The sequence below is a fragment of the Vreelandella andesensis genome (genome assembly GCF_003989795.1).
Classification (GTDB): Bacteria; Pseudomonadota; Gammaproteobacteria; order Pseudomonadales; family Halomonadaceae; genus Vreelandella; species Vreelandella andesensis.
In genome coordinates this window covers 86,437-110,089 of record NZ_RZHG01000008.1, presented here as the reverse complement: position 1 = coordinate 110,089, position 23,653 = coordinate 86,437, and the positions used below count along the sequence as shown (strand labels likewise).

The 23,653-nt window shown below is 51.3% G+C and carries 22 protein-coding genes; 14 read left to right on the top strand and 8 right to left on the bottom strand.

Features of this window, described 5'->3' with window-relative positions; genetic code table 11:
• Positions 1-14: 14 nt before the first annotated feature.
• The 9 genes from ELY33_RS04475 to sthA all read left to right on the top strand — a co-directional run bounded on the left by ELY33_RS04475 (position 15) and on the right by sthA (position 9,719).
• A complete protein-coding gene (locus ELY33_RS04475) occupies positions 15-1,478 on the top strand; it encodes a glyceraldehyde-3-phosphate dehydrogenase (protein WP_126944564.1) in 1,464 nt (487 codons plus the stop codon).
• A gap of 306 nt (positions 1,479-1,784) precedes the next feature.
• Positions 1,785-3,134, top strand: coding sequence for a Na(+)-translocating NADH-quinone reductase subunit A (locus tag ELY33_RS04470; protein WP_126944561.1), 1,350 nt, complete (start codon positions 1,785-1,787; stop codon positions 3,132-3,134).
• The gene (locus tag ELY33_RS04465; RefSeq protein WP_126944558.1) at positions 3,134-4,360 is read left to right on the top strand and encodes an NADH:ubiquinone reductase (Na(+)-transporting) subunit B; all 1,227 of its coding nucleotides are present in this window, start codon (positions 3,134-3,136) and stop codon (positions 4,358-4,360) included. Before ELY33_RS04470 ends, ELY33_RS04465 begins: the two co-directional genes overlap by 1 nt.
• Complete coding sequence (locus ELY33_RS04460; RefSeq protein WP_126944555.1) at positions 4,360-5,181, top strand: Na(+)-translocating NADH-quinone reductase subunit C; 822 nt, start codon at positions 4,360-4,362, stop codon at positions 5,179-5,181. Before ELY33_RS04465 ends, ELY33_RS04460 begins: the two co-directional genes overlap by 1 nt.
• Positions 5,182-5,183: 2 nt before the next feature.
• Positions 5,184-5,852, top strand: coding sequence for an NADH:ubiquinone reductase (Na(+)-transporting) subunit D (locus ELY33_RS04455; RefSeq protein WP_126944552.1), 669 nt, complete (start codon positions 5,184-5,186; stop codon positions 5,850-5,852).
• Position 5,853: 1 nt separating this feature from the next.
• Positions 5,854-6,471, top strand: coding sequence for an NADH:ubiquinone reductase (Na(+)-transporting) subunit E (gene nqrE, locus ELY33_RS04450; RefSeq protein ID WP_126944549.1), 618 nt, complete (start codon positions 5,854-5,856; stop codon positions 6,469-6,471).
• 68 nt (positions 6,472-6,539) lie between these two features.
• Positions 6,540-7,772, top strand: coding sequence for an NADH:ubiquinone reductase (Na(+)-transporting) subunit F (gene nqrF / locus ELY33_RS04445; protein WP_126944547.1), 1,233 nt, complete (start codon positions 6,540-6,542; stop codon positions 7,770-7,772).
• 205 nt (positions 7,773-7,977) lie between these two features.
• Positions 7,978-8,232: a (Na+)-NQR maturation NqrM gene (nqrM, locus tag ELY33_RS04440; RefSeq protein WP_009723507.1), complete on the top strand. Its 255-nt coding sequence runs from the start codon at positions 7,978-7,980 to the stop codon at positions 8,230-8,232.
• A 95-nt stretch (positions 8,233-8,327) separates the two neighbouring features.
• Entirely contained in the window at positions 8,328-9,719 is a 1,392-nt protein-coding gene (sthA, locus tag ELY33_RS04435) for a Si-specific NAD(P)(+) transhydrogenase (RefSeq protein WP_126944544.1), read from the top strand.
• Between the two features lie 48 nt (positions 9,720-9,767).
• Here the strand turns inward: sthA and ELY33_RS04430 are convergent, their stop codons facing one another.
• From ELY33_RS04430 to leuS, 5 genes are all read right to left on the bottom strand, one after another.
• Positions 9,768-10,739 (bottom strand): PA2778 family cysteine peptidase, encoded by a 972-nt coding sequence (locus ELY33_RS04430; RefSeq protein WP_244208558.1) that lies wholly within the window; start codon positions 10,737-10,739, stop codon positions 9,768-9,770.
• Positions 10,717-11,175, bottom strand: a complete 459-nt coding sequence (locus ELY33_RS04425) for a PA2779 family protein (RefSeq protein WP_126944541.1) — start codon at positions 11,173-11,175, stop codon at positions 10,717-10,719. Before ELY33_RS04425 ends, ELY33_RS04430 begins: the two co-directional genes overlap by 23 nt.
• 100 nt (positions 11,176-11,275) lie before the next feature.
• The gene (holA, locus tag ELY33_RS04420) at positions 11,276-12,343 is read right to left on the bottom strand and encodes a DNA polymerase III subunit delta (RefSeq protein WP_126944538.1); all 1,068 of its coding nucleotides are present in this window, start codon (positions 12,341-12,343) and stop codon (positions 11,276-11,278) included.
• Positions 12,340-12,852, bottom strand: coding sequence for an LPS-assembly lipoprotein LptE (locus ELY33_RS04415; protein ID WP_126944535.1), 513 nt, complete (start codon positions 12,850-12,852; stop codon positions 12,340-12,342). Before ELY33_RS04415 ends, holA begins: the two co-directional genes overlap by 4 nt.
• Positions 12,849-15,434, bottom strand: a complete 2,586-nt coding sequence (leuS, locus tag ELY33_RS04410; RefSeq protein WP_126944532.1) for a leucine--tRNA ligase — start codon at positions 15,432-15,434, stop codon at positions 12,849-12,851. The genes ELY33_RS04415 and leuS overlap by 4 nt, the downstream gene beginning before the upstream one ends.
• A 163-nt stretch (positions 15,435-15,597) precedes the next feature.
• On the opposite strand from leuS, the gene ELY33_RS04405 reads away from it, so the two are divergent.
• Positions 15,598-16,116 carry a zinc ribbon-containing protein gene (locus tag ELY33_RS04405; RefSeq protein ID WP_126944529.1) on the top strand — a complete coding sequence of 173 codons (519 nt, stop codon included), beginning with the start codon at positions 15,598-15,600 and terminating at the stop codon, positions 16,114-16,116.
• A gap of 20 nt (positions 16,117-16,136) precedes the next feature.
• Here the strand turns inward: ELY33_RS04405 and ELY33_RS04400 are convergent, their stop codons facing one another.
• The 3 genes from ELY33_RS04400 to ELY33_RS04390 form a co-directional block, all read right to left on the bottom strand.
• Entirely contained in the window at positions 16,137-17,450 is a 1,314-nt protein-coding gene (locus ELY33_RS04400) for a hypothetical protein (RefSeq protein ID WP_126944526.1), read from the bottom strand.
• A gap of 257 nt (positions 17,451-17,707) precedes the next feature.
• Positions 17,708-17,932, bottom strand: a complete 225-nt coding sequence (locus ELY33_RS17960; RefSeq protein ID WP_126944523.1) for a hypothetical protein — start codon at positions 17,930-17,932, stop codon at positions 17,708-17,710.
• 94 nt (positions 17,933-18,026) lie between these two features.
• Positions 18,027-18,932, bottom strand: a complete 906-nt coding sequence (locus tag ELY33_RS04390; protein WP_126944520.1) for a LysR family transcriptional regulator — start codon at positions 18,930-18,932, stop codon at positions 18,027-18,029.
• A gap of 158 nt (positions 18,933-19,090) precedes the next feature.
• Between ELY33_RS04390 and leuC the strand changes: the two genes are divergently transcribed.
• The 4 genes from leuC to asd all read left to right on the top strand — a co-directional run bounded on the left by leuC (position 19,091) and on the right by asd (position 23,555).
• Positions 19,091-20,542 (top strand): 3-isopropylmalate dehydratase large subunit, encoded by a 1,452-nt coding sequence (leuC, locus tag ELY33_RS04385; RefSeq protein WP_126944516.1) that lies wholly within the window; start codon positions 19,091-19,093, stop codon positions 20,540-20,542.
• 3 nt (positions 20,543-20,545) lie between these two features.
• On the top strand, positions 20,546-21,193 hold the full coding sequence (gene leuD / locus ELY33_RS04380; protein WP_126944513.1) for a 3-isopropylmalate dehydratase small subunit: 648 nt from the start codon (positions 20,546-20,548) through the stop codon (positions 21,191-21,193).
• 42 nt (positions 21,194-21,235) lie between these two features.
• Positions 21,236-22,315: a 3-isopropylmalate dehydrogenase gene (gene leuB / locus ELY33_RS04375; RefSeq protein ID WP_126944510.1), complete on the top strand. Its 1,080-nt coding sequence runs from the start codon at positions 21,236-21,238 to the stop codon at positions 22,313-22,315.
• Between the two features lie 127 nt (positions 22,316-22,442).
• Positions 22,443-23,555: an aspartate-semialdehyde dehydrogenase gene (asd, locus tag ELY33_RS04370; protein WP_126944507.1), complete on the top strand. Its 1,113-nt coding sequence runs from the start codon at positions 22,443-22,445 to the stop codon at positions 23,553-23,555.
• The last annotated feature ends 98 nt before the right edge of the window (positions 23,556-23,653 follow it).

Here is a 23,653-nt window from a genome sequence, read left to right as displayed (position 1 = left end):
CAATGAGGCCGCACGTGAGTCAGCAAGCTCTCGAAAACGTTTTTCAGGAATGGCAAAGCAATGAAGCTCTGGCTGAGCAAATAATTCCATTGGTGGGTCAGCTGTACCGCCAGAATAATGTGGTTGCCACCATGTTTGGTCGTTCCCTGATTAAGCGGTCAGTGATTCGCATCCTCAAAGATCACCGTTTTGTTCGCAAAATTGAAGGTACCGAGCTGTCCGTTGAAGACACGTTCCCCATCGTGAAAGCGATGAGTGAAATGAATCTCGGTCCAGCCCATGTTGACGTTGGGAAGCTGGCGGTTAACTTTAAGCGCCAGGGCGGTGGTTACCTTGATGCCTTCCTGCGTAAAGAGCTTGCTGAGATAATTGACGGCTTCCAGCCGAACGGCAGCAAAGGCGAGCCTCAAGACGTAGTGCTTTATGGTTTTGGCCGTATTGGTCGTTTGCTTGCGCGGGTAATGATCGAAAAAGCGGGCGGTGGTAACCTACTGCGTTTGCGAGCCATTGTTGTTCGTGGCCGTGGCGATGTTGCTAAAGACCTTGAAAAACGCGCCAGCCTACTGCGTCGTGATTCGGTGCACGGGCCTTTTGATGGCACGATTACCGTTGATGTTGAAGCGCGCACACTTATTGTTAACGGCAACGTAATTCAAGTTATTTACGCAGACTCTCCAAGTGAGATCGATTACACAGCCTATGGTATCGACAATGCCGTCATTGTTGATAATACCGGTATCTGGCGTGATGAAGCTGGTCTGGGGCAGCATCTGGAGTGTAAGGGTGCTAAGAAAGCACTGTTAACAGCGCCTGGTAAAGGTGATATCAAAAATATCGTGTTCGGCATTAATCATGAAACAATTGGTGATAATGACCGTATTGTGTCGGCAGCCTCCTGCACCACAAACGCTATTGTACCCGTGCTGAAAGCACTCAATGATGAATATGGCGTAGTAACAGGGCACGTAGAAACCGTACACGCCTACACCAACGACCAAAACCTTATCGATAATTACCATAAAGGCGACCGTCGTGGTCGTAGTGCGGCGCTAAATATGGTGCTGACCGAAACAGGCGCGGCAAAAGCTGTTGCAAAAGCGCTGCCCGAACTTGAGGGTAAGCTGACGGGTAATGCCATTCGCGTACCAACGCCGAACGTTTCCATGGCGATTTTGAACCTGACCTTGGAAAAAGCCACAGACGCCGAGGCGTTAAATGACTACCTGCGTCGCATGTCGATTGATTCTTCTAATCAGAAGCAGATTGATTTTGTAGACTCAGCAGAAGTTGTGTCCTCAGATTTTGTTGGAAATCGACATGCGGGTATTGTCGATGCCAAAGCTACCATCGCAAATGGCAAGCACGCGGTTGTTTATGTGTGGTATGACAATGAATTTGGCTACAGCTGCCAAGTTATTCGTATTCTTCAGCATATGTCTAATGTAAAGTTTTTGAAGCTGCCACATCAAACAATTTGAGCCTTAGTGGCATTTAAGCGGCCGTTAAAGCGCTTTTAAGCGCGAAGATGTACAGAAAAGCCACCTTCGGGTGGTTTTTTTGTTGAAAACAAGTGTGTCTAAAGCGCACATAGCACCTTAGGAGGCTGTTAGGGATGTGGTCATTGGCCGCGCTTGTCTTTATAATACGATAGATTTTTCGGGGTGGTTCAAGCTTGCTTGGGCCTGACTGGCAACAATCTGAACAGACAATAAAAATTCACTGAGCAGAAATAAGCATTCGAACCCCTTACCTTCGTATATCCGATCCATCAACTGGGCGAGACTATGATCGAAGTCAAAAAAGGCCTGGATCTCCCCATCACGGGAGCGCCCGAGCAGCGTATTGAAGATGCGCGACCTGTGCGCCACGTGGCAATCCTGGGCACCGACTACGTTGGCATGAAGCCAACGATGGAAGTTCAGGAAGGGGATAAGGTCAAACTGGGCCAATTACTTTTCACCGATAAGAAAATTGATGGTGTGCGTTTTACAGCGCCCGCTAGCGGTGAAATAGTTGCTATTAACCGTGGCGAAAAGCGACGCTTGTTGTCTGTCGTAATTAAAGTCGATGAAAATGAAGAAGCGATGACATTCGCTTCTCATGATCGTGGCGCTTTAGGGCAGCTCGAGCGCCAGTCTGTTGTCGATCAATTGCTAGAATCAGGCCTTTGGACTGCCTTGCGCACCCGACCTTTCTCTCGCACCCCAGCCATCGACAGTACTCCCACCGATATTTTTGTTACTGCCGTGGATACGCATCCACTTAGCGCTGACCCTGCGGTAGTGATCAACGAAAACCCACAAGCATTTGAAGACGGCCTCAAGGTGCTAACCCGCCTGACCGAGGGCAACGTTTTTCTATGTACGGGTGCTAATGCTTCCCTTCCTGGTGGTGACGTCGCTGGCGTAAAAACTGAGAGTTTTGCTGGCCCGCATCCAGCAGGTTTAGTAGGCACGCACATTCACTACCTTTCGCCGGTAGCCCTGCATAAAAAAGTGTGGCACATCGGTTATCAGGACGTGATTGCATTCGGTAAACTGTTTGTTGAAGGCAAACTTGATACGAGCCGTATCATTGCTGTAGGTGGCCCGCGTGCTGAGAATCCTCGTTTATTGCGTACCCGTGTTGGTGCCAGTACTGAGGAACTCTTAGCTGGTGAAGTCATCAAACCTGATGACACCCGTGTAATTTCAGGCTCTGTCTTCTGTGGCGCTTCTGCTGAAGGTAATCTTACCTATCTGGGGCGTTTCCATAATCAGGTGAGCTTGCTGGAAGAAGGCAATAAGCGCACCTTTATGGGGTGGCTGTCCACTGGCGCAAATCGCCACTCAATTATGGGCATCTACATTTCCAAGATTAAAGGCCTGAGTAACTACGCACCGACAACTTCTACTAATGGCTCTGAACGCGCCATGGTGCCGGTGGGTAATTACGAACGCATTATGCCGTTGGATGTAATGCCAACACAGCTGCTGCGTTCGCTGATTGTGGGCGACATTGAGGTTGCCATGCAGCTTGGGTGTCTTGAGCTGGACGAAGAGGATCTGGCGCTGTGTACCTATGTTTGCCCAGGCAAATATGAGTACGGTCCTATCCTGCGTGACAATCTCACCATGATCGAGAAAGAGGCCTGATGATGGGTATTCGACAAACACTCGATAATATCGAGCCGCACTTCCATAAAGGTGGTAGGTACGAAAAGTTCTATCCGCTCTACGAAGCGATAGATACCGTTTTTTATTCGCCGCCTAGCGTTGCGAAAACCACGTCCCACGTGCGTGATGGTGTTGACCTTAAGCGCATTATGATAACTGTGTGGATGTGTACCTTCCCTGCGATGTTATTCGGCATGTGGAATGCTGGTTGGCAAGCAAACACCGCGATCGAAGCGGGTTACGCTTCGATGAATGGCTGGCGTGAAGCAATCATGATGACTCTTGCGGGTGGTCATGATCCCAGCAGCCTATGGGCTAACTTCGTACTCGGTGCAACTTATTTCTTGCCAATCTATCTCGTTACGTTCGTGGTAGGTGGTTTTTGGGAAGTTATGTTTGCCATTAAGCGTGGGCATGAAGTCAACGAAGGCTTCTTCGTAACTTCTGTACTATTTGCTTTGATTCTTCCGGCAACTATTCCGCTATGGCAGGTTGCTTTAGGTATTACCTTCGGCGTTGTGATTGGTAAAGAAATCTTCGGTGGAACGGGTAAGAACTTCCTGAACCCCGCGTTGACTGGCCGAGCTTTCTTATACTTTGCTTATCCAGCACAAATTTCGGGTGACGCAGTATGGGTAGCCGCAGATGGTTATACAGGCGCAACGGCACTTTCTATGGCCTTCCAAGACGGCATGTCTGCGTTGACCAACACGTATAGCTGGTGGGATGCCTTTTTAGGCTTCGTACCGGGCTCAGTGGGTGAAGTATCAACGCTAGCAATCCTGATCGGTGCTGCCGTACTGCTGTGGACTAAGATCGCAAACTGGCGAATTATGCTGGGCGTTTTCTTGGGTATGGTCATTACCAGCACGCTGTTTAACCTAATCGGTTCTGACAGCAACCCGATGTTTGCAATGCCCTGGTACTGGCACTTAGTCATTGGTGGCTTCGCTTTCGGCATGGTGTTTATGGCAACGGACCCTGTGTCTGCCGCCATGACTAACCAAGGTCGCTTAGTGTTTGGTGCGCTAATTGGTGTGATGACCGTGCTGATTCGCGTAGTGAACCCGGCTTTCCCGGAAGGCATCATGTTGGCCATTTTGTTTGCCAACCTGTTTGCACCGCTGATTGATCACATGTTCGTCCAGGCCAATGTTAAACGCCGTCTCAAGCGGACTGGCGTACCGGCCGAGGAGACTGCCTAATGGCACAAGGTAACAACTCAATCAAAAAGGTCCTAATCGTAGCGTTCTCGCTGTGTATCGTGTGTTCGGTGATTGTGTCGACGGCCGCTGTAGCCCTTCGCCCCGCACAGCAGTTGAATCAGGAACTGGATCGTAAAACCAATATTCTTAACGTGGCAAATCTTTATGAGCCCGGTATGGATGTTGAGGAAGCGTTCCGCACCCAAATCACTGCACGTGTAGTAGAGCTTGATACCGGTGAGTATACCGATCAGTTCAACCCCGATACCTTCGATGGTTTCGAAGCGTCTCGCGATCCAGCAACGGGTCGTACACTTTCCGGCGACCGCGACATTGCAGGTTTGTCGCGGGTTGAGAATTTTGCGACTATCTATCTGATCGGCGACGAAGAGAACCCAGATCAAATTGTCCTGCCTATTCGTGGGCAAGGGCTTTGGGGTCGTATGATGGGCTTCTTAGCTGTTGAAGGTGACGGTAATACCATCGTTAGTATCACCTATTACGACCACAGCGAAACACCTGGTCTTGGTGCTGAGGTGAATAATCCGCGTTGGCAAGCCCAGTGGGAAGGTAAAAAGATTTACGAAGAAGAGGGTGATCTCTCTCCAGAAATCCACCTGACCAAGGGCGGTGCAAGCAACCAGTATGAAGTGGACGCTCTGTCTGGCGCAACGCTCACTAGTAACGGTGTTACCAACATGTTGCAGTTCTGGTTAAGTGAAGAGGCCTTTGCCCTTTACTTAGCCAGGTTCCGCAGCGGTACCGAGCCATCAGACGCCGAAGACACCGACACTAACTTCGACGACGTTGAGGGGGCCTGATCATGGCGGATGCAAATGCAAAAAGCGTCTTAACGGCGCCGATCTTTAAGAACAATCCTATTGCGCTACAGATTTTGGGAATTTGTTCGGCACTAGCGGTGACGACCAGCATGAGCGTTTCGCTGGTAATGGCGCTGGCAGTCATCTTCGTAACATCGTTCTCAAGCATGTTCGTATCGTTGATCCGTAATCAGATTCCATCTTCGATTCGTATTATTGTTCAGATGACGATCATCGCATCACTGGTTATCGTCGTCGACCAGATCCTTAAAGCCTATGCGTATGAAATGTCTAAGCAGCTATCGGTCTTCGTAGGCCTAATCATTACTAACTGTATCGTAATGGGCCGTGCGGAAGGCTTTGCTATGACCAATACACCGGGTATGTCGTTCCTTGACGGTATTGGTAACGGCCTTGGCTATGGCTTTGTCCTGATGGTGGTTGGCTTTTTCCGTGAGTTACTGGGTTCTGGGAGTGTTTTTGGCCTCACGATCCTGCCCACGGTCCAAAACGGTGGTTGGTATGTACCTAACGGTATGATGTTACTGCCGCCTTCTGCCTTCTTCATTATCGGTTTGCTGATTTGGGTACTGCGCTCAGTTAATCCTGAGCAGGTAGAAGAGAGTGAGTTCAAAATGAAGCACAACACCAAGCCGAAGGAGGCCGTGTAATATGGAACACTATCTAAGCCTATTCGTCGCTTCGGTATTCGTTGAGAACTTGGCATTAGCCTTCTTTTTAGGGATGTGTACGTTCCTGGCGGTATCTAAGAAGGTTTCTGCTGCATTTGGCCTTGGAATTGCTGTTATTGTCGTACTGACAATCTCGGTTCCGGTCAATAATCTTGTCTTCAACCTGCTGCTGGCTGAAGGCGCATTGTCCTGGACTGGCGTAAGCGGTACTGAAAACATCGATCTTTCATTCCTCGGGCTTCTGAGCTATATCGGCGTTATTGCCGCACTTGTTCAGATTCTGGAAATGTTTCTCGATAAATATGTTCCGGCGCTTTATAACGCACTGGGCGTATTCCTACCGCTGATTACTGTTAACTGCGCGATTCTCGGTGGCGTACTGTTTATGGTTGAGCGTAACTACAACTTTGGCGAATCCGTAATCTACGGATTTGGTTCTGGTGTCGGCTGGGCGCTCGCTATTACAGCACTGGCTGGTATCCGCGAGAAGCTGAAGTATAGCGACGTGCCTGGCGGCCTTCAGGGTCTTGGCATCACGTTTATTACCGTTGGCTTAATGTCGTTGGGCTTTATGTCCTTCTCAGGCATTCAGCTTTAATCGGAGCCGGTTTTCTCGGCAACTCAGGTTGCCGAGGTACAGAAAACCTTCAGCAATAGGAAACCGACATGGTTGATACATCTGTCATCTTGCTCGGTGTTGTCATGTTTACGATCATCGTTATTAGCTTAACGGCGATCATTCTGGCAGCGCGCAGCAAGCTAGTGAGTAGCGGGGACGTGACAATTGAAGTCAACGGTGACCCCGAGCATACCTTGCAGACTCAGGCTGGTGGTAAGTTGCTTAACACCTTAGCTGCAAACGGCATCTTCCTTTCTTCCGCCTGCGGCGGCGGCGGATCATGCGCACAGTGTAAATGCCGAGTAGAAGAGGGCGGCGGCTCTATTTTGCCGACGGAAGAATCTCACTTTACTATGCGCGAAAAGAAAGATGGCTGGCGTCTGTCTTGTCAGGTTCCTGTGAAACAGGACATGAAAGTAGAAGTGCCTGAAGAAGTCTTTGGTGTTAAAAAGTGGGAAACCGAGGTTACCGCAAACCCCAATGTGGCTACCTTTATTAAAGAGCTGAACTTGAAGTTGCCTGAAGGTGAAGAAGTTGCCTTCCGCGCAGGTGGCTATGTTCAGCTGGTCGCGCCGCCTTATGACATCAAATTCTCTGATTTCGATATTGATGAAGAGTACCGTGGTGACTGGGAAAAGTTTGGTCTATTCGATATCTCGCATAAGAATGAAGAAGAAATCATTCGTGCGTATTCGATGGCAAACTATCCTGATGAGAAAGGCTTGCTTAAGTTTAATATCCGCATTGCAACGCCACCTCCTGGTACCAGTCATCCCCCTGGCCTGATGTCTACCTATGTCTTCAGTCTTAAGCCCGGTGACAAGGTAACTGTGATGGGGCCGTTCGGTGAGTTCTTTGCCAGAGACACTGATGCGGAAATGGTCTTCGTAGGTGGTGGTGCGGGTATGGCACCCATGCGTAGCCACATTTTCGATCAGCTGAAACGCTTGAAGTCGGATCGTAAGATATCTTTCTGGTATGGCGCGCGCTCTTGGCGTGAAACCTTCTACAATGAAGAGTATGACAAGCTAGCGGAAGAATTCCCGAACTTTGAGTGGCACTTGGCGCTTTCTGATCCGCAGCCAGAAGATAACTGGGAAGGGCCGTCAGGCTTTATTCATAACGTACTGTATGAAAACTATCTGAAGGATCACCCTGCGCCTGAAGATTGTGAGTACTACATGTGTGGACCGCCCATGATGAATGCCTCTGTGATCAAGCTTCTGCTTGACCTGGGTGTTGAGCCGGAAAACATCCTATTAGATGACTTCGGCGGTTAATGACGTGGTTGTGTAAATTGCCTGCGGGTATGAGCGGGGCTGGCCTTTTGGTCAGCCCCGTTTTTTATGTAAACGCTTATAAAACGATGAGCAACCTGATCAATGGTGCAGTAGCTGAGGTACAATAGACATTAAAATTTTAGGGCACCTGACGACATGAATGTTGTCGGCAGGTGAGCAGCTAATGCAATGCTCGGAGGTGAATATGACAATCTGGCTACTGGTATTTGGTTTTATGGCGCTGGTGATGACCGCGATGGCTGTCGGCGTATTAATGGGCCGCAAGCCTATTGCTGGTTCCTGTGGTGGCTTAAATCAATTGGGGCTAAAAGAAGGCTGTGACATCTGCGGCGGCAAAGATGAGGTTTGCGAAGAAGAAAATCGCAAGCGTGGAAGTGTTCGCCGTCGTAGCGACGAGAGTCGTGGGGCTGACCTGGGTTATGACGCAACGCGTCGTTAATTTGGTTTTTTGCTTCGTAAACGCTCGCTAATGGCGAGCGTTTATGTAATGCCCTTGAAGCGCTTTTAAGTCAGGAATAAGGAGATACAAGTCGTATGGCAGTTCACAATTACGATGTCGTGGTGATAGGTACTGGCCCAGCTGGGGAAAGCGCTGCCATCAATGCTGCTAAGCACGGCAAACGAGTGGCGATTATTGAGAAGCAAGCCCAAGTAGGTGGCAACTGCACCCACTGGGGCACAATTCCTTCAAAAGCGCTGCGTCATCAGGTCAAACAGATCATGGCGTTCAATACCAACCGCATGTTCCGCGATATCGGTGAGCCTCGCTGGTTTTCTTTTCCTAAAGTAATGGAGCGTTCCCGTGGCACCATTGATAAACAGGTAGAAATGCGCACCACGTTCTACGCGCGGAACCGAATTGATCTGTTTCATGGTGTGGCTCGTTTCAAAGATGAGCATACGGTAGTGGTACGAGACCGACAGGAAGGCGTGGAAGAGCTGACAGCCAAGAAAATCGTCATTTCTACCGGCTCTCGGCCTTACCGTCCGGCGGATATTAACTTCCGTCATCCGCGCATCTACTGCTCTGATACGATTCTCAGCCTTTCCCACACCCCGCGGACATTGGTAATTTTTGGGGCGGGTGTTATCGGCTGCGAGTATGCCTCCATCTTTTCGGGCCTTGGCGTAAAGGTTGATTTGATTAATAACCGAGACAGCCTGCTATCGTTTCTGGATGATGAAATTAGCGATGCGCTTTCCTACCACCTACGTAAACATGGGGTGCTGATTCGTCATAACGAAGACTACGAAAGTGTTGAAGGTGACGATGCCGGGGTAGTTGTGAGCCTAAAATCGGGCAAAAAGATCCGCGCCGATGCATTTCTTTGGGCGAACGGGCGTACCGGCAACACCGACAGTCTTGGGCTTGAGAACATTGGTTTAGAACCGAATGATCGAGGTCAGCTCAGCGTTGATGAGCACTACCGCACCGCGATTCCGCACATTTATGCGGCAGGCGATGTGATTGGTTGGCCGAGTCTCGCCAGTGCCGCTTATGACCAGGGATTAAATTCTTGTAATGAGCTGCTGGACAAAGAGTACCGCTTTGTAAGCGATGTACCGACAGGGATCTATACCATTCCCGAAATCAGTTCTTTTGGCCCTAATGAACGTGAGCTAACTGAAGCTAAAGTGCCCTATGAAGTGGGTAAAGCCTTCTTTAAAGATACTGCTCGTGCGCAAATTACCGGCGATACAGTGGGAATGTTGAAGATCTTATTCCACCAAGACACGTTGGAAATATTAGGAATCCATTGTTTTGGTGACCAGGCTTCGGAAATTCTACACATTGGTCAGGCAATTATGCAGCAGGAAGGTAAAGCGAATACTGTGAAGTACTTTGTTAACACCACCTTCAACTATCCAACAATGGCAGAAGCGTACCGGGTAGCAGCGCAAAACGGTTTAAACCGGGTATTTTAAAACGCCACAAGTGGGGGGGGTAGAACCCCCTTATGTTTACCTCATACCTCACAAACCTTCCAGCAGTCGCTGAGCGCGAGGTTGCCAATCCCCGTTTAAAGTAACAGCTTGTGCGAGTGCTTCGCGGGCGCCGTCACTATTTTCTTGTTGTAGCCTCAAGATGGCTAAATTCAACCATGCGGCACCCATAGCAGGGTCAAGCTGTGTCGCTGACTCAAAGGCTTCCAACGCTGCTTGAGGTTGTTTATTGGCATAGTGCGCGTTCCCAAGCGCGAATTGGCCTAGTGCGTTGTCAGGAAAGCGATCTGCAAAGGCTTGCCAGCTGGAAAGCGTTGCTATAGAGCCATGCTGTTCCTCATAGGCGCTAATGGCCTCTAGCGCGTTGCGAATGGAAACACCTTCGGGCAGGCTGCCAGGTTCACTAACCACAAATCCCCAGCGTTCAGAGCGCGCCCACGTAGCATCAAAACGGCTAAAAGACATCGTATGTCGTTCGATTTCGCCGCTGCGCAAGATCAGCGTTTCGTTTGGAAGATCAAAGCCAATGGCCACTGCGTAATGCCACATTGGAAATGCCGGCAAGGAGAGGTTTTGCATTACTGCTACCGGGTCACCAGCTTCCAGGTGGCCAAGCAACGCATCCATGGTGCCGCGAATTGGAATTGCCAGCTGCTTATAACGGCGAACAGTGGCTAGCATTTCGGGTTGAACGCTACCTCCTCGTCCGGGTAAAAATACCTGAGGGATCAAATTGTTAAGCTCTGCATCTACTCCCTGATGGTTAAGCACCATCGCCAATGTCGCTGGACCACACTGGTACTCTGTCTGTGCGTAAAAAGGCACCTCTGTAAGCTCTGTTTGGGGTGCTAGGCTAGCTTTAGTGCTTTCTAGCAACACTGGGCTTCGAGCACAGCCACTAAGCATAGCGAACAGCAGAGTAAACAGTAAAACGCCCGCAAAGCGGGCATTTAGTAAGTATTTCATCACAGCAGACAAATCAGCGAGTGAACGGATAAACATCGGTCAGGCCAAGAATGTCAGTCACTAGTAGAATCACAAATACTGCAAACAGCGCGCCAATCACACCTGCACCGGCAGGCAGTTGTTCCAGTTGTTCGGCCATTTGCTGTGCTTCAGCGTCGCTTAGGGCTGCTACGCGGGCTTCGACCTCATCTAAACTCACACCCTGCTTGAGTAGCTGGTCTTGTACGTCTGCACTGGCAAGAATTTCATTGATACGCTCGCGGTCGGCACCAGCACGGTCACCTGCTAAAACAGATTGGGTAGAGACTAATTCTTTAGAAGCTAATTCTTTAGAAGCTAACTCTGTAGGAGTTAATTCTACAGAGGCCATGTCCATACCTTGCGAAGCTGTGGGCGCAGCAGCAACGGGGAGACTGGTAATGACTAACGCAGCGATTAGTAAGCTTGAGAGGTAAGCACGCACTTTTTTCATTGTCTTCATCCTTAGACGTCTTGGGGAGCAAGTTGATCAGTAACTTGATTTAATAGTATAGAAACAAACAGCGGCGGATTTAAGGGGCAAGCGCAAAGTGCTAATTGTTTGCACTAATGCGATAAGTCCATGGGCTTTCAGCCAAAAGACCTTTGCCACCGGCCATGGTCATGGCGAGGTCATGAAGTCCGGGCCATAAAGGCACTGTCGAAGCTCCTTTTACTGCAAGGTCTAAGCGTTGGGCCATTAATAGCAGTTTATGTAAACGTTTCATCGAGAGGCGGCTGATCGCCTTTTGGTAAGCGGGGCGGCGTTTATCAAAAATCATCGGTTTCTGGGTTTTGCAGGCGTGTTCAAAGCTTTGACCCTGATCGAGGTGTTGATGCAGTGATAGCAGGGTACGTAGCTCACGACTAAGTGCCCATAACACAATGGGCGCTTCAACACCTTCACTGCGCAGCCCATGGACGATACGCGAAGTCCGGCTTGGCTCACCTTTCAAGCAGGCATCAGCCAAATTAAACACATCAAATCGAGTGCTGTCTTCCACGCCTTGAGCAATGCTTTCGACATTAAGGCGGGTATTAGGTGGATGAATAAGCGCGAGTTTTTGTAGCTCTTGATCGGCAGCCAGTAAGTTACCCTCCGTGCGCTCGCCCAATAAACGTGCTGCTTCTAGGTCAATTTGCAACCCATGCAGCGATGCGCGATCCCGCAGCCAGTAGCCTAAGCGCGAGGCATCGACGGGCCATACGGGCACAAATACACCTTGTTTATCGAGCGCCTTGAACCATGCGCTCTTTTGTTGTTTGGCATCCAGTTTTCCCATACTAATCAGCAGCAGGTCATCGTTGCCAGCCATCATTTCAGCATATTGTGTCAGTGCTTTACTGCCATCTTGGCCCAGCTTGTGGGCACCTAGCCGTAGTTCCAAGAGCTTATTAGAGGCGAACAAAGAGAGGTTGCTGGCGGTTTCCAGAAGGCGTCCCCAAGCAAAGTTGGGCTCTACATCGAGCACTTCCCGTTCTTCGACGCCGGCTTGTCTAGCAGCCAAGCGGACGGCGTCGCAGGCATCGCGATGTTGCAGTGGTTCATCACCGGCTACAATCACAACCTTAGGCAACTTTTTTGCTAAAGCTGCAGGAAGCTGGTCCGAAAAGACTTTCACTGAATGGCCTCAAGATTCGCTAGCTTTTCAATAATGCGCTCTGCTAGCTGCCGCGTTAGCGTTTGTTCGGCTTCTTGAAAAATTGTTTCACGATTGAGCAGGTCATCGTCGCTGACTCGAATACGCGTATTGGTGGTTACTGTCGCATTATTAAGCACATAAGCGTTATTCTCTCGCTGTTGCACGGAGAGAGATGTGCTTAGCGTCAGTTCATGTTCTTGGCTGGCACGCCCTTCACTACCGATACGGTGCTGGCGAAGTACCGGCGAGCCTAGCGTGACCCGCCAGGGGGCGCCACCCGATACTTCTGTGCTTTGTTGCAACAACCTTATGCGAAGCTGTTGGGCCAAAGCGCTAGTGTCGTCACCCTCAAGGGAAAGGGCGGGCAAGCGTGGCATTGAATCAAGACCGCGCAGGCGAAACCCACAGCCACTGAGCAACATCGCCGCAGTCGCGGCGATGCTGTACGTAAGAAAACGACGGCGTGTAACGTGTTGGGATGGTTTCATCCACTCACCACAATGTTAACCAGCTTGCCGGGCACTACGATCACTTTACGCACCGTTTTACCTTCCAGATGGCGCTGGACGTTTTCGTTTTCCATCGCAAGCGTCTCGATGGCCGCTTTATCTGCACTGGCTGGAGCTTCCAGGCGCGCGCGCAGTTTACCGTTAACTTGCACCACTAGCTCAATACTGTCGCGGGCTAGCGCGGCTTCATCCACCTTCGGCCACTGGGCTTCAATGGCGGGCTGCTCATAGCCTAGCTGTTGCCATAGTGCGTGGCATAGGTGCGGTGTAATGGGCGCCAGCAGAAGGACACACGCCTCTAGGGCTTCGCGAGTGACTGCCAAGCCCAACTCAGACGTATCATCGAACTTAGCCACTGCATTAGAAAGCTCCATTACCGCGGCAATAGCGGTATTAAAGGTAGTGCGGCGACCGATGTCGTCACTGGCTTTTTTGATGGTTTCATGGGTTTTACGACGCAGTGCTTTTTGGTCGAGGTTTAATTCTTCAACGGCCAATTCGCAGGGTGTGCCTGCATCAAGATGCTCGGTGACCTGACGCCAAATCCGCTTCAAAAAACGATGGGCACCTTCAACACCAGAATCCGACCACTCCAACGACTGTTCAGGCGGGGCGGCAAACATCATAAACAGGCGGACGGTGTCGGCACCAAACTTGTCGATCATTGACTGAGGGTCGACACCGTTGTTTTTCGACTTAGACATCTTCTCGATGCCGCCCATCTCCACGGGCTGGCCGTCACTCATCAGCGTAGCGCTTAACGGGCGGCCTTTTTCATCGCGTTTTACTTCGACATCGACGGGGTTGAACCACTCCTTGCCGCCGTTATCTTTAAAGCGGTAGAACGTTTCTGCGATAACCATGCCCTGGGTTAGCAATTGCTGAAACGGCTCATCAGAATCCAGCATGCCGAAATCGCGCAGCAGCTTGTGGAAGAAGCGGGCATAAAGCAGGTGCAGAATCGCGTGCTCGATACCGCCAATGTACAAATCAACGGGTAGCCAGTAATTGGCACGCTCGTCCAGCATGGCATCGTGATTATCCGCACAGCAGAAGCGGGCGAAGTACCAGGAAGACTCCATAAAGGTGTCGAAGGTATCCGTTTCACGCACCCAGCCGTCTCCCAGTTCAGAAAATTCGGGCATTCTTTTCAGTGGTGAGCCGGATGCATCGACGGTCACTTCCATGGGTAGCGCCACGGGCAGTTCGTCATCAGATAGCGGCACGGTTTGGCCTTCGGGGCCATACTTCACGGGAATCGGCGCGCCCCAATAACGCTGACGAGCAATACCCCAGTCACGCAGGCGGTAGTTGGTTTTTACCTCGCCACGGCCAAGCTCAGCAAGCTTGGCGGCTATCGCATCAAACGCCGGTTGGAATTCTAGGCCATCAAACTCGCCAGAGTTAATCAGCGTGCCGTGCTCAACGTAAGCACCTTCGGTAATATCCGGCTGGTTGCCGTTGGCGTCGGCCACTACAGGCTTAAGCTCAATGCCGTACTTGGTCGCAAATTCCCAGTCACGTTGGTCGTGGGCAGGGACTGCCATCACCGCACCGGTACCAAACTCCATTAACACGAAGTTGGCCACAAATACGGGCACTTCATCCCCGGTTAACGGGTGAATCGCTTTGTGCCCAGTGAGCATGCCCAGCTTCTCTTTGGTGGCCATTTCGGCTTCCGACGTGCCACCTTTCGCACACTCGTCGCAGAATGCTGCCAACTCACTATTTTGTTTAGCGGCTTGCTTGGCCAGCGGGTGGCCAGCGGCAACCGCCATGTAGGTAACGCCCATCAGCGTATCCGGGCGCGTGGTGTATACCGCCAGCGGTTCGCAGGCGCTGCCATCTTGTGCCTGAATTTCAAAGGTCATTTCAACGCCACGGGATTTACCAATCCAGTTGCGCTGCATGGTTTTGACCTGCTCGGGCCACTCGACGTTTTCCAGGTCCGCCAACAACTCATCGGCGTAGTCGGTAATCTTCAAGAACCACAGTGGAATTTCTTTACGCTCTACCGGAGCGCCGGAACGCCAGCCACAACCGTCGATGACTTGCTCGTTGGCCAGTACAGTTTGATCAACCGGGTCCCAGTTCACCGTGGACATTTTCTTATAAACCAAACCTTTTTCGACTAGCTTGGTAAAGAACCACTGCTCCCAGCGGTAGTAGCTGGTATCACAGGTGGCGAATTCACGGCTCCAATCATAGGCAAAACCAAGCGCCTTCAACTGGTTGCGCATGTAATCAATATTTTGATAAGTCCACTTAGCGGGCGGCACTTGGTTTTGAATCGCAGCATTTTCCGCAGGCATGCCAAACGCATCCCACCCCATGGGCTGCATGACATTTTTACCTCGCATGCGTTGGAAACGAGACACAACGTCACCGATAGTGTAGTTACGCACGTGCCCCATATGCAGCTTGCCGCTGGGGTAAGGGAACATGGATAAGCAGTAGAACTTTTCGCGGTTAGCATCTTCTACTGCTTTGAAGCACTGGTGTTTGTCCCAGTACTGCTGAGCGTCACGTTCAATATCACGGGGGCTGTAATGTGCGTCCATCGGTGTTTTCAATGCCTTGGGGTAATTCGCCCAAAAAGGGCGCAAAGTGAATAGTGTATGACGGCTGTCAGATAAGTAACGTCGATTGTATCCTATGCAGGTGTATCCTTGAACGGTTAGCCGATGATAGGCCGCACCTTGGGTCGACAAAAGGAGAGGTACCATGGAACAAAATAACGATCACCGCTTGCGCGAAGGCTACGAGCGCCTGCTAGAACGCATGCAGGACGGGGCAAATGACCTTACTTGGGATAATCTACAAAAGGATTTGGACGACGCCGTTGCTTTCGAAGCGGAACTTGAAGAGTACACCAAAGACGAGCTAGCACTGCTGCGTGCCTGGGTAGAACGTGACCTGAAAGATATGCGCTACTACATGGCGGATACCGGTAAACAGTTGGCTAGCTGGTTGGGCATCGATATTGAAAACCTCTCGCGGCGGGTAGCAGAATCGCTGCTTTCAATCGCCGACCGCAGTGTGGTCGATCGAGAGCGCTTCGAAGATGATTTGGAAGCCGCTCGTGCAGACTACTGCGAAGGCGAAGTGGCTGCGCCAGGCTTGATGGCATGCGTTCACTGCGATGCCCAAGTCATGCTAGAAGGTGTCTCTCGCTTAGAGCCATGCCACCAGTGTGGCCACCGCTATTTCTATCGTTTTCCCAGTAAAATTATCGAGACCTGAGTGACTAACGCGCTAACGATTTAACTGACCCATATGCTGAGGCCTGCAATCGCACCAAGCGAGAGCAGGCTCATAATCGCCGCATACAACAAATTGTTTTTCATCATGCGATAACCGCTGACGCCATAACGCCCCTGCAGCGAAAGATTAATGCCGGATAACGGCCCGACGCTGGTACCCACCGCCCAAGCGCTCAGCGCGACAAAGGCAAATAGCGTTTGCTCACCACTGGTTAAATTTAAAATAGACGCCAGCACGGAAACGCCAATGATCGGGTGCAAGCCCACCAGCGCACTTAACGTAATGCCCGCAAAACTCACCATGGCCTGCCACATGCCGAAGGTAGCGAATAGCGTCCAGTCTTCACCAGCTGCGGACGTTACCAGGGTTGAAAGCCCCAGCGTTAATAAACCCGCCGCCAAAAATAGCGAAATTTCCCCACGCATAGCGGGTAGTCGTGTGGCGGTGTGCTGGCGAACGCGCCGCAGGGTATAGTGTGCACCTTCTCGCAGGTTGCTTAGCAACGCTACGCTCGGCAATAAAAAGGTAATAATGCTGACAATGGTGAGCGACGGCGTCAGCCAAAAATGAAACAGCATTACCAGCGCCGCCATGCCTGCCGGCATTAGCAGGCTGCGCGGTGAAAGCGAAAAGCCGTCCACCTCGGCTAAATCAAACCGCCGCCGAAGCTCTAAGGTGGTTAGCAGCCCTGACAGCATTGCCAGCGGAAAGCCAATTAACGCAATTTGCCCGTACTGCACCTCTGGCACTAGCGCAATCACCACCCCCATCGAGGCAAAGAAGGGCGACCACAACGCCGCACTACTCAAGCCACGGTTCAGCGCTAGCAGTTGGGGAGTGGTTAAAGGCGAGCGTCTGGCTAAACGGTCGCCCACCATAAATACTGTCGAAAGATTCAAAATCGTGCCGAGAAAGTGCACCCCTAGCCAGGTGCGCAGCACGCCATCGGCCCCGGTCACCCGTTTACCCGGCGGTCGCTTATTGCCTTGGGTGCCAATCAATGAAATAAAGCTAACGCCCACCAGCATTGTGGCCACAAACACATTGCCTTGTAGCATGGCAGGCCAATTTATATCGGCACTGTAAGCGACCTGCGCCACCACTAGCATCAGCACCCCAAGGGCAATCAATACCCCCGCCTGAATGCGTGAACGCCTTGGAATATCCCGCCACAGCAGCGCCACCGCCGCCCACAGTAAATAGCTCACCGCCTGTGCCGTTGGCACCACGCCGATAAAGCCAATAATTTGAGCAACCAGCCCAAGCAGTATCAAAAAACCCGCCAGCCGCTGCCGCGTCGTTGTTTCTTGCATCTCAATCCCTTACTGGTTGAGTTAGCAGGCTAATAGGATTTACGGAAGAAGGCCAGCGGAAGAGAAACGAGGAGGGCATTTGCCGAAAAAAAAGGGACATTTTTGTAGCGCGTGGTAACGAATCTTTGAGGAACGAGCAATGAGGCACTGCGAAAGGGTTCTGATATGTTGAAGAAAACTGAGTAATGTCAAAATGTATTTTCTGCTTAACGTAGCCCAGAAGAGGTATCCGAACTGGTTTGCTATGAGCAATGAATTTAACCAGGCGCACCACTACAACAAGACCAGGTACAGCGACGTCTAGCATCATACAGAGGAGCCAAGTGCGTTGGTTCAGAGAGAGGAAGGGCACTATTTTCAAAGAAAGCACGATAGTGTTGTTCTGAAGCGTGAACCTTGGGCACAATCGCTGAACTGAAGGCTACCGCCGCAGCCAATAGTAACTGCCAGCGCTTTATCCACTGTCGGGTCTTGTAACGCATTACTGCTCGTACTTTGGCTGACCTTAGGGATGGTGGCCTATCGACAACCACGAGCTAACTCTTTGTATTGCAGTGTATGACATTCTTGAAGTGTTCACTGTGAGGTAAGAGAATTTTCACGAGAACCTTCCAGCTCTTCAACCATTTTTTTAGCGGCATTGGAAAGCGTGCGGTTGGTGTGCACCAAGTAACCCAGCGGGCGGTGGATGGGGGCGGTGTCTACGTTGAGTTCGATCAGTTCGCCATCGATCATGTTTTCAGGTAACAGGCTCCAGCCGAGTCCCACGTTGCACATCATTTTCAACGTTTCTAAATAATTCGTTGCCATGCTAACCGGAAGCGTTAGGCCTGCTTCGGCAAAACGCTGGCCGATCAGCGTTCGGGTGAAGGTTTTTGCGCCTGGCAGTACACAATCGAATTTACATAATTCAGCTAAGCTGAGCAGGGTGCGGTTGTGACGGGGGCGCTGGGCCAGTGGGTGGTCGGTGGCGCACACAAAACACAGCCGGTCGCGCCATAGCTCTACCACGTGCAGCTGCCCAACGGGATGAGGGGCGAGGGTGACAATTGCCATTTCTAATGTGCCGTCGACGACACCTTGGTAAGCTAGCTCGGAATCCAGAAAGTGTAGGTCTAGCGCCACTTCTGGATGCCGCTTGGTGTACTGCTTTAATAACGGTGGCAGACGGTGCAGGCCAATGTGATGGCTGGTAGCCAGCGTCAGCTTGCCGCCTACTTGGCCGGAAAGGTTGGCTAATGCGCGGCGGCTGTCTTCCACGGTGAACAGTATGTGCTGGGCTTTGGGAAGCAATACATTTCCTGCCTCGGTGAGCGCGATTCGCCGCCCAATGCGGTCAAACAACCGCGTGCCAAGTTGATCTTCCAGAGTCGCAATGCGTTTGCTGACGGCGGGTTGCGTTAAATACAACTGCTCCGCCGCGCGTGAGAAACTTTGGGTTTCTGCCACAGCTAAAAAGGCTTGTAGGCTTTGGGTATCCACGGTCAGTTCTCTCGATTGCTATTCCATTTTGGAATTTAATCTATGAATAACATGAATTGCTTTTATGCGCGACTCGCGTGACACTGCTTGTATAGCCATATAAGCAGCACGCAGAGGCTGCCATACCGAACTAGCAGGGCAATGCCCAGGAGAGCAACATGTCAGGTCAAACGCTTTACGACAAACTCTGGAATCAGCACTTGGTGAAACAGCGTGACGACGGCACGGCGTTGATTTATATCGACCGCCAACTGCTGCACGAAGTCACCTCGCCCCAGGCGTTTGAAGGCCTACGCTTGGCTAACCGCAAGCCCTGGCGTTTAGATGCTAACCTGGCAACGCCTGACCACAACGTGCCCACGACGGTAAAAGAGCGCGCTGAAGGCAATAGCGGTATCAAAGACCCGGTGTCGTTAATCCAAGTGCAAACTCTGGACGATAATTGTCTTGAGTACGGTATTGAAGAGTTCAAAATTAACGACCCGCGCCAGGGCATCGTGCACGTGGTAGGCCCAGAGCAAGGCGCAACCTTGCCAGGTATGACCGTGGTATGTGGCGATTCACACACCGCGACCCACGGTGCCTTTGGTGCCTTGGCCCACGGTATTGGCACGTCAGAAGTCGAGCACGTTATGGCGACCCAGTGTTTGCTGGCGCAGAAAATGAAGAACATGCAGGTGCGCGTGGAAGGTGAACTTGGCCTGGGCGTGACCGCGAAAGACGTGGTGTTGGCAATAATTGGTCAGATTGGCACCGCTGGTGGCACGGGCTATGCCATTGAGTTTGCGGGCAGTGCGATTGAATCGCTCTCGATGGAAGGCCGCATGACCGTGTGTAATATGGCGATTGAAGCCGGTGCGCGCGTTGGCCTGATTGCCGTCGATGATACGACGATTAATTACCTTGCTGAGCGCCCGTTTGCGCCAACCGCTGAGCAGTGGGAAGGCGCCGTGGCTGACTGGCGCACGCTTGTTTCTGATGCAGATGCCCAGTTCGATAAAGTGGTTACGCTTGAGGCTGAAAAGATAGAGCCGCAGGTTAGTTGGGGTACCAGCCCTGAAATGGTCACCGGGATTTCTGGCCAAGTGCCAGACCCCCAAGCCGCGCTGGATGACACCGTGCAGCGCAGCTATATGCGGGCGCTTGAATACATGGGCTTGCAGGCGAACCAGAAAATTACCGATATCAAACTCGATAAAGTGTTTATCGGTTCCTGCACTAACTCGCGCATTGAAGATTTACGTGAAGCCGCCAAGGTCGCTAAAGGCAATAAAGTCGCTGACTCTATTAAGCTTGCCATGGTAGTGCCAGGTTCTGGCTTGGTGAAACGCCAAGCAGAAGCAGAAGGCTTAGATAAAATCTTTATTGAAGCAGGCTTTGAGTGGCGCGAGCCAGGTTGCTCGATGTGTTTGGCAATGAACGCCGACAAACTGGGTGCCGGTGAGCACTGTGCATCGACATCTAACCGCAATTTCGAAGGTCGTCAGGGTTACGGTGGTCGTACGCATTTGGTGAGCCCCGCAATGGCTGCGGCGGCCGCGATTGCTGGCAACTTTGTTGATGTACGTACCTTACCCGCTAACGATGCTAGCAACGCGCAGGAGGCCTAAGCCATGAAAAAGTTTGAACGTTTAGAAGGAATTGTAGCGCCGCTTGATCGTGCTAACGTCGATACCGATCTGATTATTCCTAAGCAGTTTTTGAAGTCGATAAAGCGCACTGGCTTTGGCGTAAACCTGTTTGATGAACTGCGCTATTTGGATGAAGGCCAGCCGGGACAAGACTGTTCGCAGCGCCCGCTGAACCCTGATTTTGTGTTGAACCAGCCGCGTTACCAAGGCGCTGAAGTGCTGCTGGCGCGCCGCAACTTTGGCTGTGGTAGTTCCCGCGAGCATGCCCCTTGGGCACTGGAAGATTTTGGTTTTAAAGCGGTGATCGCGCCAAGTTTTGCCGATATCTTTTACAATAACGCCTTCAAAAACGGCATCCTGCTCATTACGTTGGAAGAAAACGTCGTTGACCGTCTGTTTGCGGAAGTGGAAAGCCGTGAAGGCTATCAACTCGACATTGATCTTGAAAATCAGCGGGTGATCACGCCCGGTGGAGAAATCCTCGAGTTTGAGGTCGACGAGTTCCGTAAGCACTGCCTGCTGAATGGCTTGGACGATATTGGTATTACGCTGCAGGACGAAGATGCTATTCGCACGTTTGAAGAAAAGCATCGCCAGCAACGTCCGTGGTTGTTCCGTCAGCCTGCGTAAGTGTTAATTCACCTTTAACGTTTGAAATGCTAAGGATATTGCATGACTCATAAGGTATTACTGCTGCCGGGTGATGGTATTGGCCCTGAAATTGCGGCCCAGGCGGCTCGCCTGCTGAAGGCCTGCCAGGAAGCTGGTTTGGATATCGAGGTTGAAGAAGGTCTTGTTGGTGGCTCTGCCTACGATGTTCACGGTGAGCCATTACCTACTGAAACGCTTGAAAAAGCGAAAGCGGCCAGCGCTATTTTGCTGGGAGCCGTGGGTGGCCCTAAGTGGGACAAGCTTGAAGATCTTTCCAAGCGTCCAGAAAAAGGCCTGTTAGGTCTGCGTAAAAATTTGGGTTTGTTCGGTAACCTACGCCCGGCCATGCTTTATCCGCAGTTGGCTAGCGCCTCTAGCTTGAAGCCGGAGCTAGTTGCTGGGTTGGATATTATGATTGTCCGTGAGCTTACCGGTGGTATTTATTTCGGCCAACCGCGTGGTATTGAAGAGCGTAACGGCGAGCGGGTAGGCTTTAACACGTACATCTATTCTGAAAGCGAAATTGAGCGCATTGGCCGCGTCGCCTTTGAAATGGCCCAGAAGCGCAGCAAAAAGCTGTGCTCGGTCGATAAAGCCAACGTACTGGAAGTCACTATTTTGTGGCGTGAAGTGATGGAGCGTTTGGCACCGGAATATCCGGATGTTGAGCTTTCCCACATGTATGTGGATAACGCCGCCATGCAGCTGGTGCGTGCGCCGAAACAGTTTGATGTGGTAGTGACGGGCAACATGTTTGGCGATATTCTTTCTGATGCCGCTGCTATGCTTACTGGCTCTATTGGTATGTTGCCGTCAGCGTCACTAAACGAAAGCGGACAGGGCATGTACGAGCCTTGCCACGGCAGCGCGCCGGATATCGCTGGGCAAAATATTGCTAACCCGCTGGCGATGATGCTTTCTGTCGCGATGATGTTGCGCTATTCACTAAATGAAACCGCTATGGCTGAGCGCATTGAAGCTGCTGTGGGCAGCGTGTTGGATGATGGTTTGCGTACTGCTGATATCGCCTCAGAGGGAACGCGCCGCGTATCTACTGCTGAGATGGGCGATGCAGTGTTGGCAGCGTTCGCGAATTATTAAATTATGTATAGAGAACGCTAACTAACTGATGCTGAAAGGCATTAGCGGTCGGCCACCCTGGGGTGGCCGACGTCGTCTCTAATATTTGTGTATAATACGAATTCTATTCTTAGCTGGAGGACTATACATGTTGAAAGTCGGTTTCGTGGGATGGCGTGGCATGGTTGGCTCAGTGCTGATGCAGCGCATGCAGGAAGATGGTGATTTTAGCGGCATTGAGCCGGTATTTTTCACCACCTCCCAAGTTGGTCAGCCAGGCCCCGATATCGGCGTGGACGTGCCTCCGCTAAAAGATGCGTTCGACATCGATGCGTTGAAAGCACTGGACGTGGTAGTGACCTGTCAAGGCGGCGATTACACCAAGCCGGTTTACAAAGATTTGCGCGAGGCGGGCTGGAAAGGCTATTGGATCGATGCTGCCAGCACGCTGCGTATGGAAGACGACGCCACTATCGTGCTAGATCCGGTTAACCGCAAGGTGATTGATGCCCAGCTAGCGAAGGGTGCTAAAACCTTTGTTGGCGGTAACTGCACAGTCAGCTTAATGCTGATGGGCCTGGGTGGCTTGTTTGAAGCTGACATGGTCGAGTGGATGACTTCCATGACCTACCAAGCAGCTTCCGGTTCAGGCGCTAAACACATGCGCGAACTGCTGAACCAAATGGGTCAACTGCGCGACAGTGTGGGTGAGGAGCTTAAGGATACCTCTAGCGCGATTCTAGACATCGACCGTAAAGTGACTGCCGCCATGCGCAGCGGTGACTTCCCCACGGATAACTTCGGTGCACCGCTAGCGGGTAGCCTGTTGCCATGGATTGATACTAAACTTGATAACGGCCAAAGCCGGGAAGAGTGGAAAGGCAGCGTTGAGACCAACAAGATTTTAGGTCTTGAAAACAATCCGATTCCTATCGATGGCCTTTGCGTGCGCATTGGCGCAATGCGCTCTCACAGCCAAGCATTCACTATCAAGCTGAAGCAAGATGTGCCGCTTGATGAGATCGAAGATCGTATCGCCAAGCATAACGAGTGGGTCAAGCTGATCCCGAATGACAAGGACGCGACGATTGCTGGGCTAACGCCCTCTGCTGTGACTGGCACGCTGCAGGTACCGGTTGGTCGCTTACGCAAACTTAATATGGGCGGCGAGTATTTGTCTGCATTCAGTGTGGGCGATCAGTTGTTATGGGGGGCTGCCGAGCCGCTTAAGCGTATGTTGAAAATCCTGCGCGAGCAGTAAGCAAGCCTTGCATTTAGTATAAGCGTTGAAAATAAACGGGAAGCTGTCCGCAGCTTCCCGTTTTTGTATGCTCAAATTGACTCATGCGTTGTGATGAA

Excerpts from the sequence above, each read along its gene's own strand:
- ELY33_RS04470 (WP_126944561.1), top strand. The coding sequence starts at position 1,785 with ATGATCGAAGTCAAAAAAGGCCTGGATCTCCCCATCACGGGAGCGCCC.
- ELY33_RS04465 (WP_126944558.1), top strand. The coding sequence starts at position 3,134 with ATGATGGGTATTCGACAAACACTCGATAATATCGAGCCGCACTTCCAT.
- ELY33_RS04460 (WP_126944555.1), top strand. The coding sequence starts at position 4,360 with ATGGCACAAGGTAACAACTCAATCAAAAAGGTCCTAATCGTAGCGTTC.
- ELY33_RS04455 (WP_126944552.1), top strand. The coding sequence starts at position 5,184 with ATGGCGGATGCAAATGCAAAAAGCGTCTTAACGGCGCCGATCTTTAAG.
- nqrE (WP_126944549.1), top strand. The coding sequence starts at position 5,854 with ATGGAACACTATCTAAGCCTATTCGTCGCTTCGGTATTCGTTGAGAAC.
- nqrF (WP_126944547.1), top strand. The coding sequence starts at position 6,540 with ATGGTTGATACATCTGTCATCTTGCTCGGTGTTGTCATGTTTACGATC.
- nqrM (WP_009723507.1), top strand. The coding sequence starts at position 7,978 with ATGACAATCTGGCTACTGGTATTTGGTTTTATGGCGCTGGTGATGACC.
- sthA (WP_126944544.1), top strand. The coding sequence starts at position 8,328 with ATGGCAGTTCACAATTACGATGTCGTGGTGATAGGTACTGGCCCAGCT.
- ELY33_RS04430 (WP_244208558.1), bottom strand. The coding sequence starts at position 10,739 with ATGTTTATCCGTTCACTCGCTGATTTGTCTGCTGTGATGAAATACTTA.
- ELY33_RS04425 (WP_126944541.1), bottom strand. The coding sequence starts at position 11,175 with ATGAAAAAAGTGCGTGCTTACCTCTCAAGCTTACTAATCGCTGCGTTA.
- ELY33_RS04415 (WP_126944535.1), bottom strand. The coding sequence starts at position 12,852 with ATGAAACCATCCCAACACGTTACACGCCGTCGTTTTCTTACGTACAGC.
- leuS (WP_126944532.1), bottom strand. The coding sequence starts at position 15,434 with ATGGACGCACATTACAGCCCCCGTGATATTGAACGTGACGCTCAGCAG.
- ELY33_RS04405 (WP_126944529.1), top strand. The coding sequence starts at position 15,598 with ATGGAACAAAATAACGATCACCGCTTGCGCGAAGGCTACGAGCGCCTG.
- ELY33_RS04400 (WP_126944526.1), bottom strand. The coding sequence starts at position 17,450 with ATGCAAGAAACAACGACGCGGCAGCGGCTGGCGGGTTTTTTGATACTG.
- ELY33_RS17960 (WP_126944523.1), bottom strand. The coding sequence starts at position 17,932 with ATGCGTTACAAGACCCGACAGTGGATAAAGCGCTGGCAGTTACTATTG.
- leuC (WP_126944516.1), top strand. The coding sequence starts at position 19,091 with ATGTCAGGTCAAACGCTTTACGACAAACTCTGGAATCAGCACTTGGTG.
- leuD (WP_126944513.1), top strand. The coding sequence starts at position 20,546 with ATGAAAAAGTTTGAACGTTTAGAAGGAATTGTAGCGCCGCTTGATCGT.
- leuB (WP_126944510.1), top strand. The coding sequence starts at position 21,236 with ATGACTCATAAGGTATTACTGCTGCCGGGTGATGGTATTGGCCCTGAA.
- asd (WP_126944507.1), top strand. The coding sequence starts at position 22,443 with ATGTTGAAAGTCGGTTTCGTGGGATGGCGTGGCATGGTTGGCTCAGTG.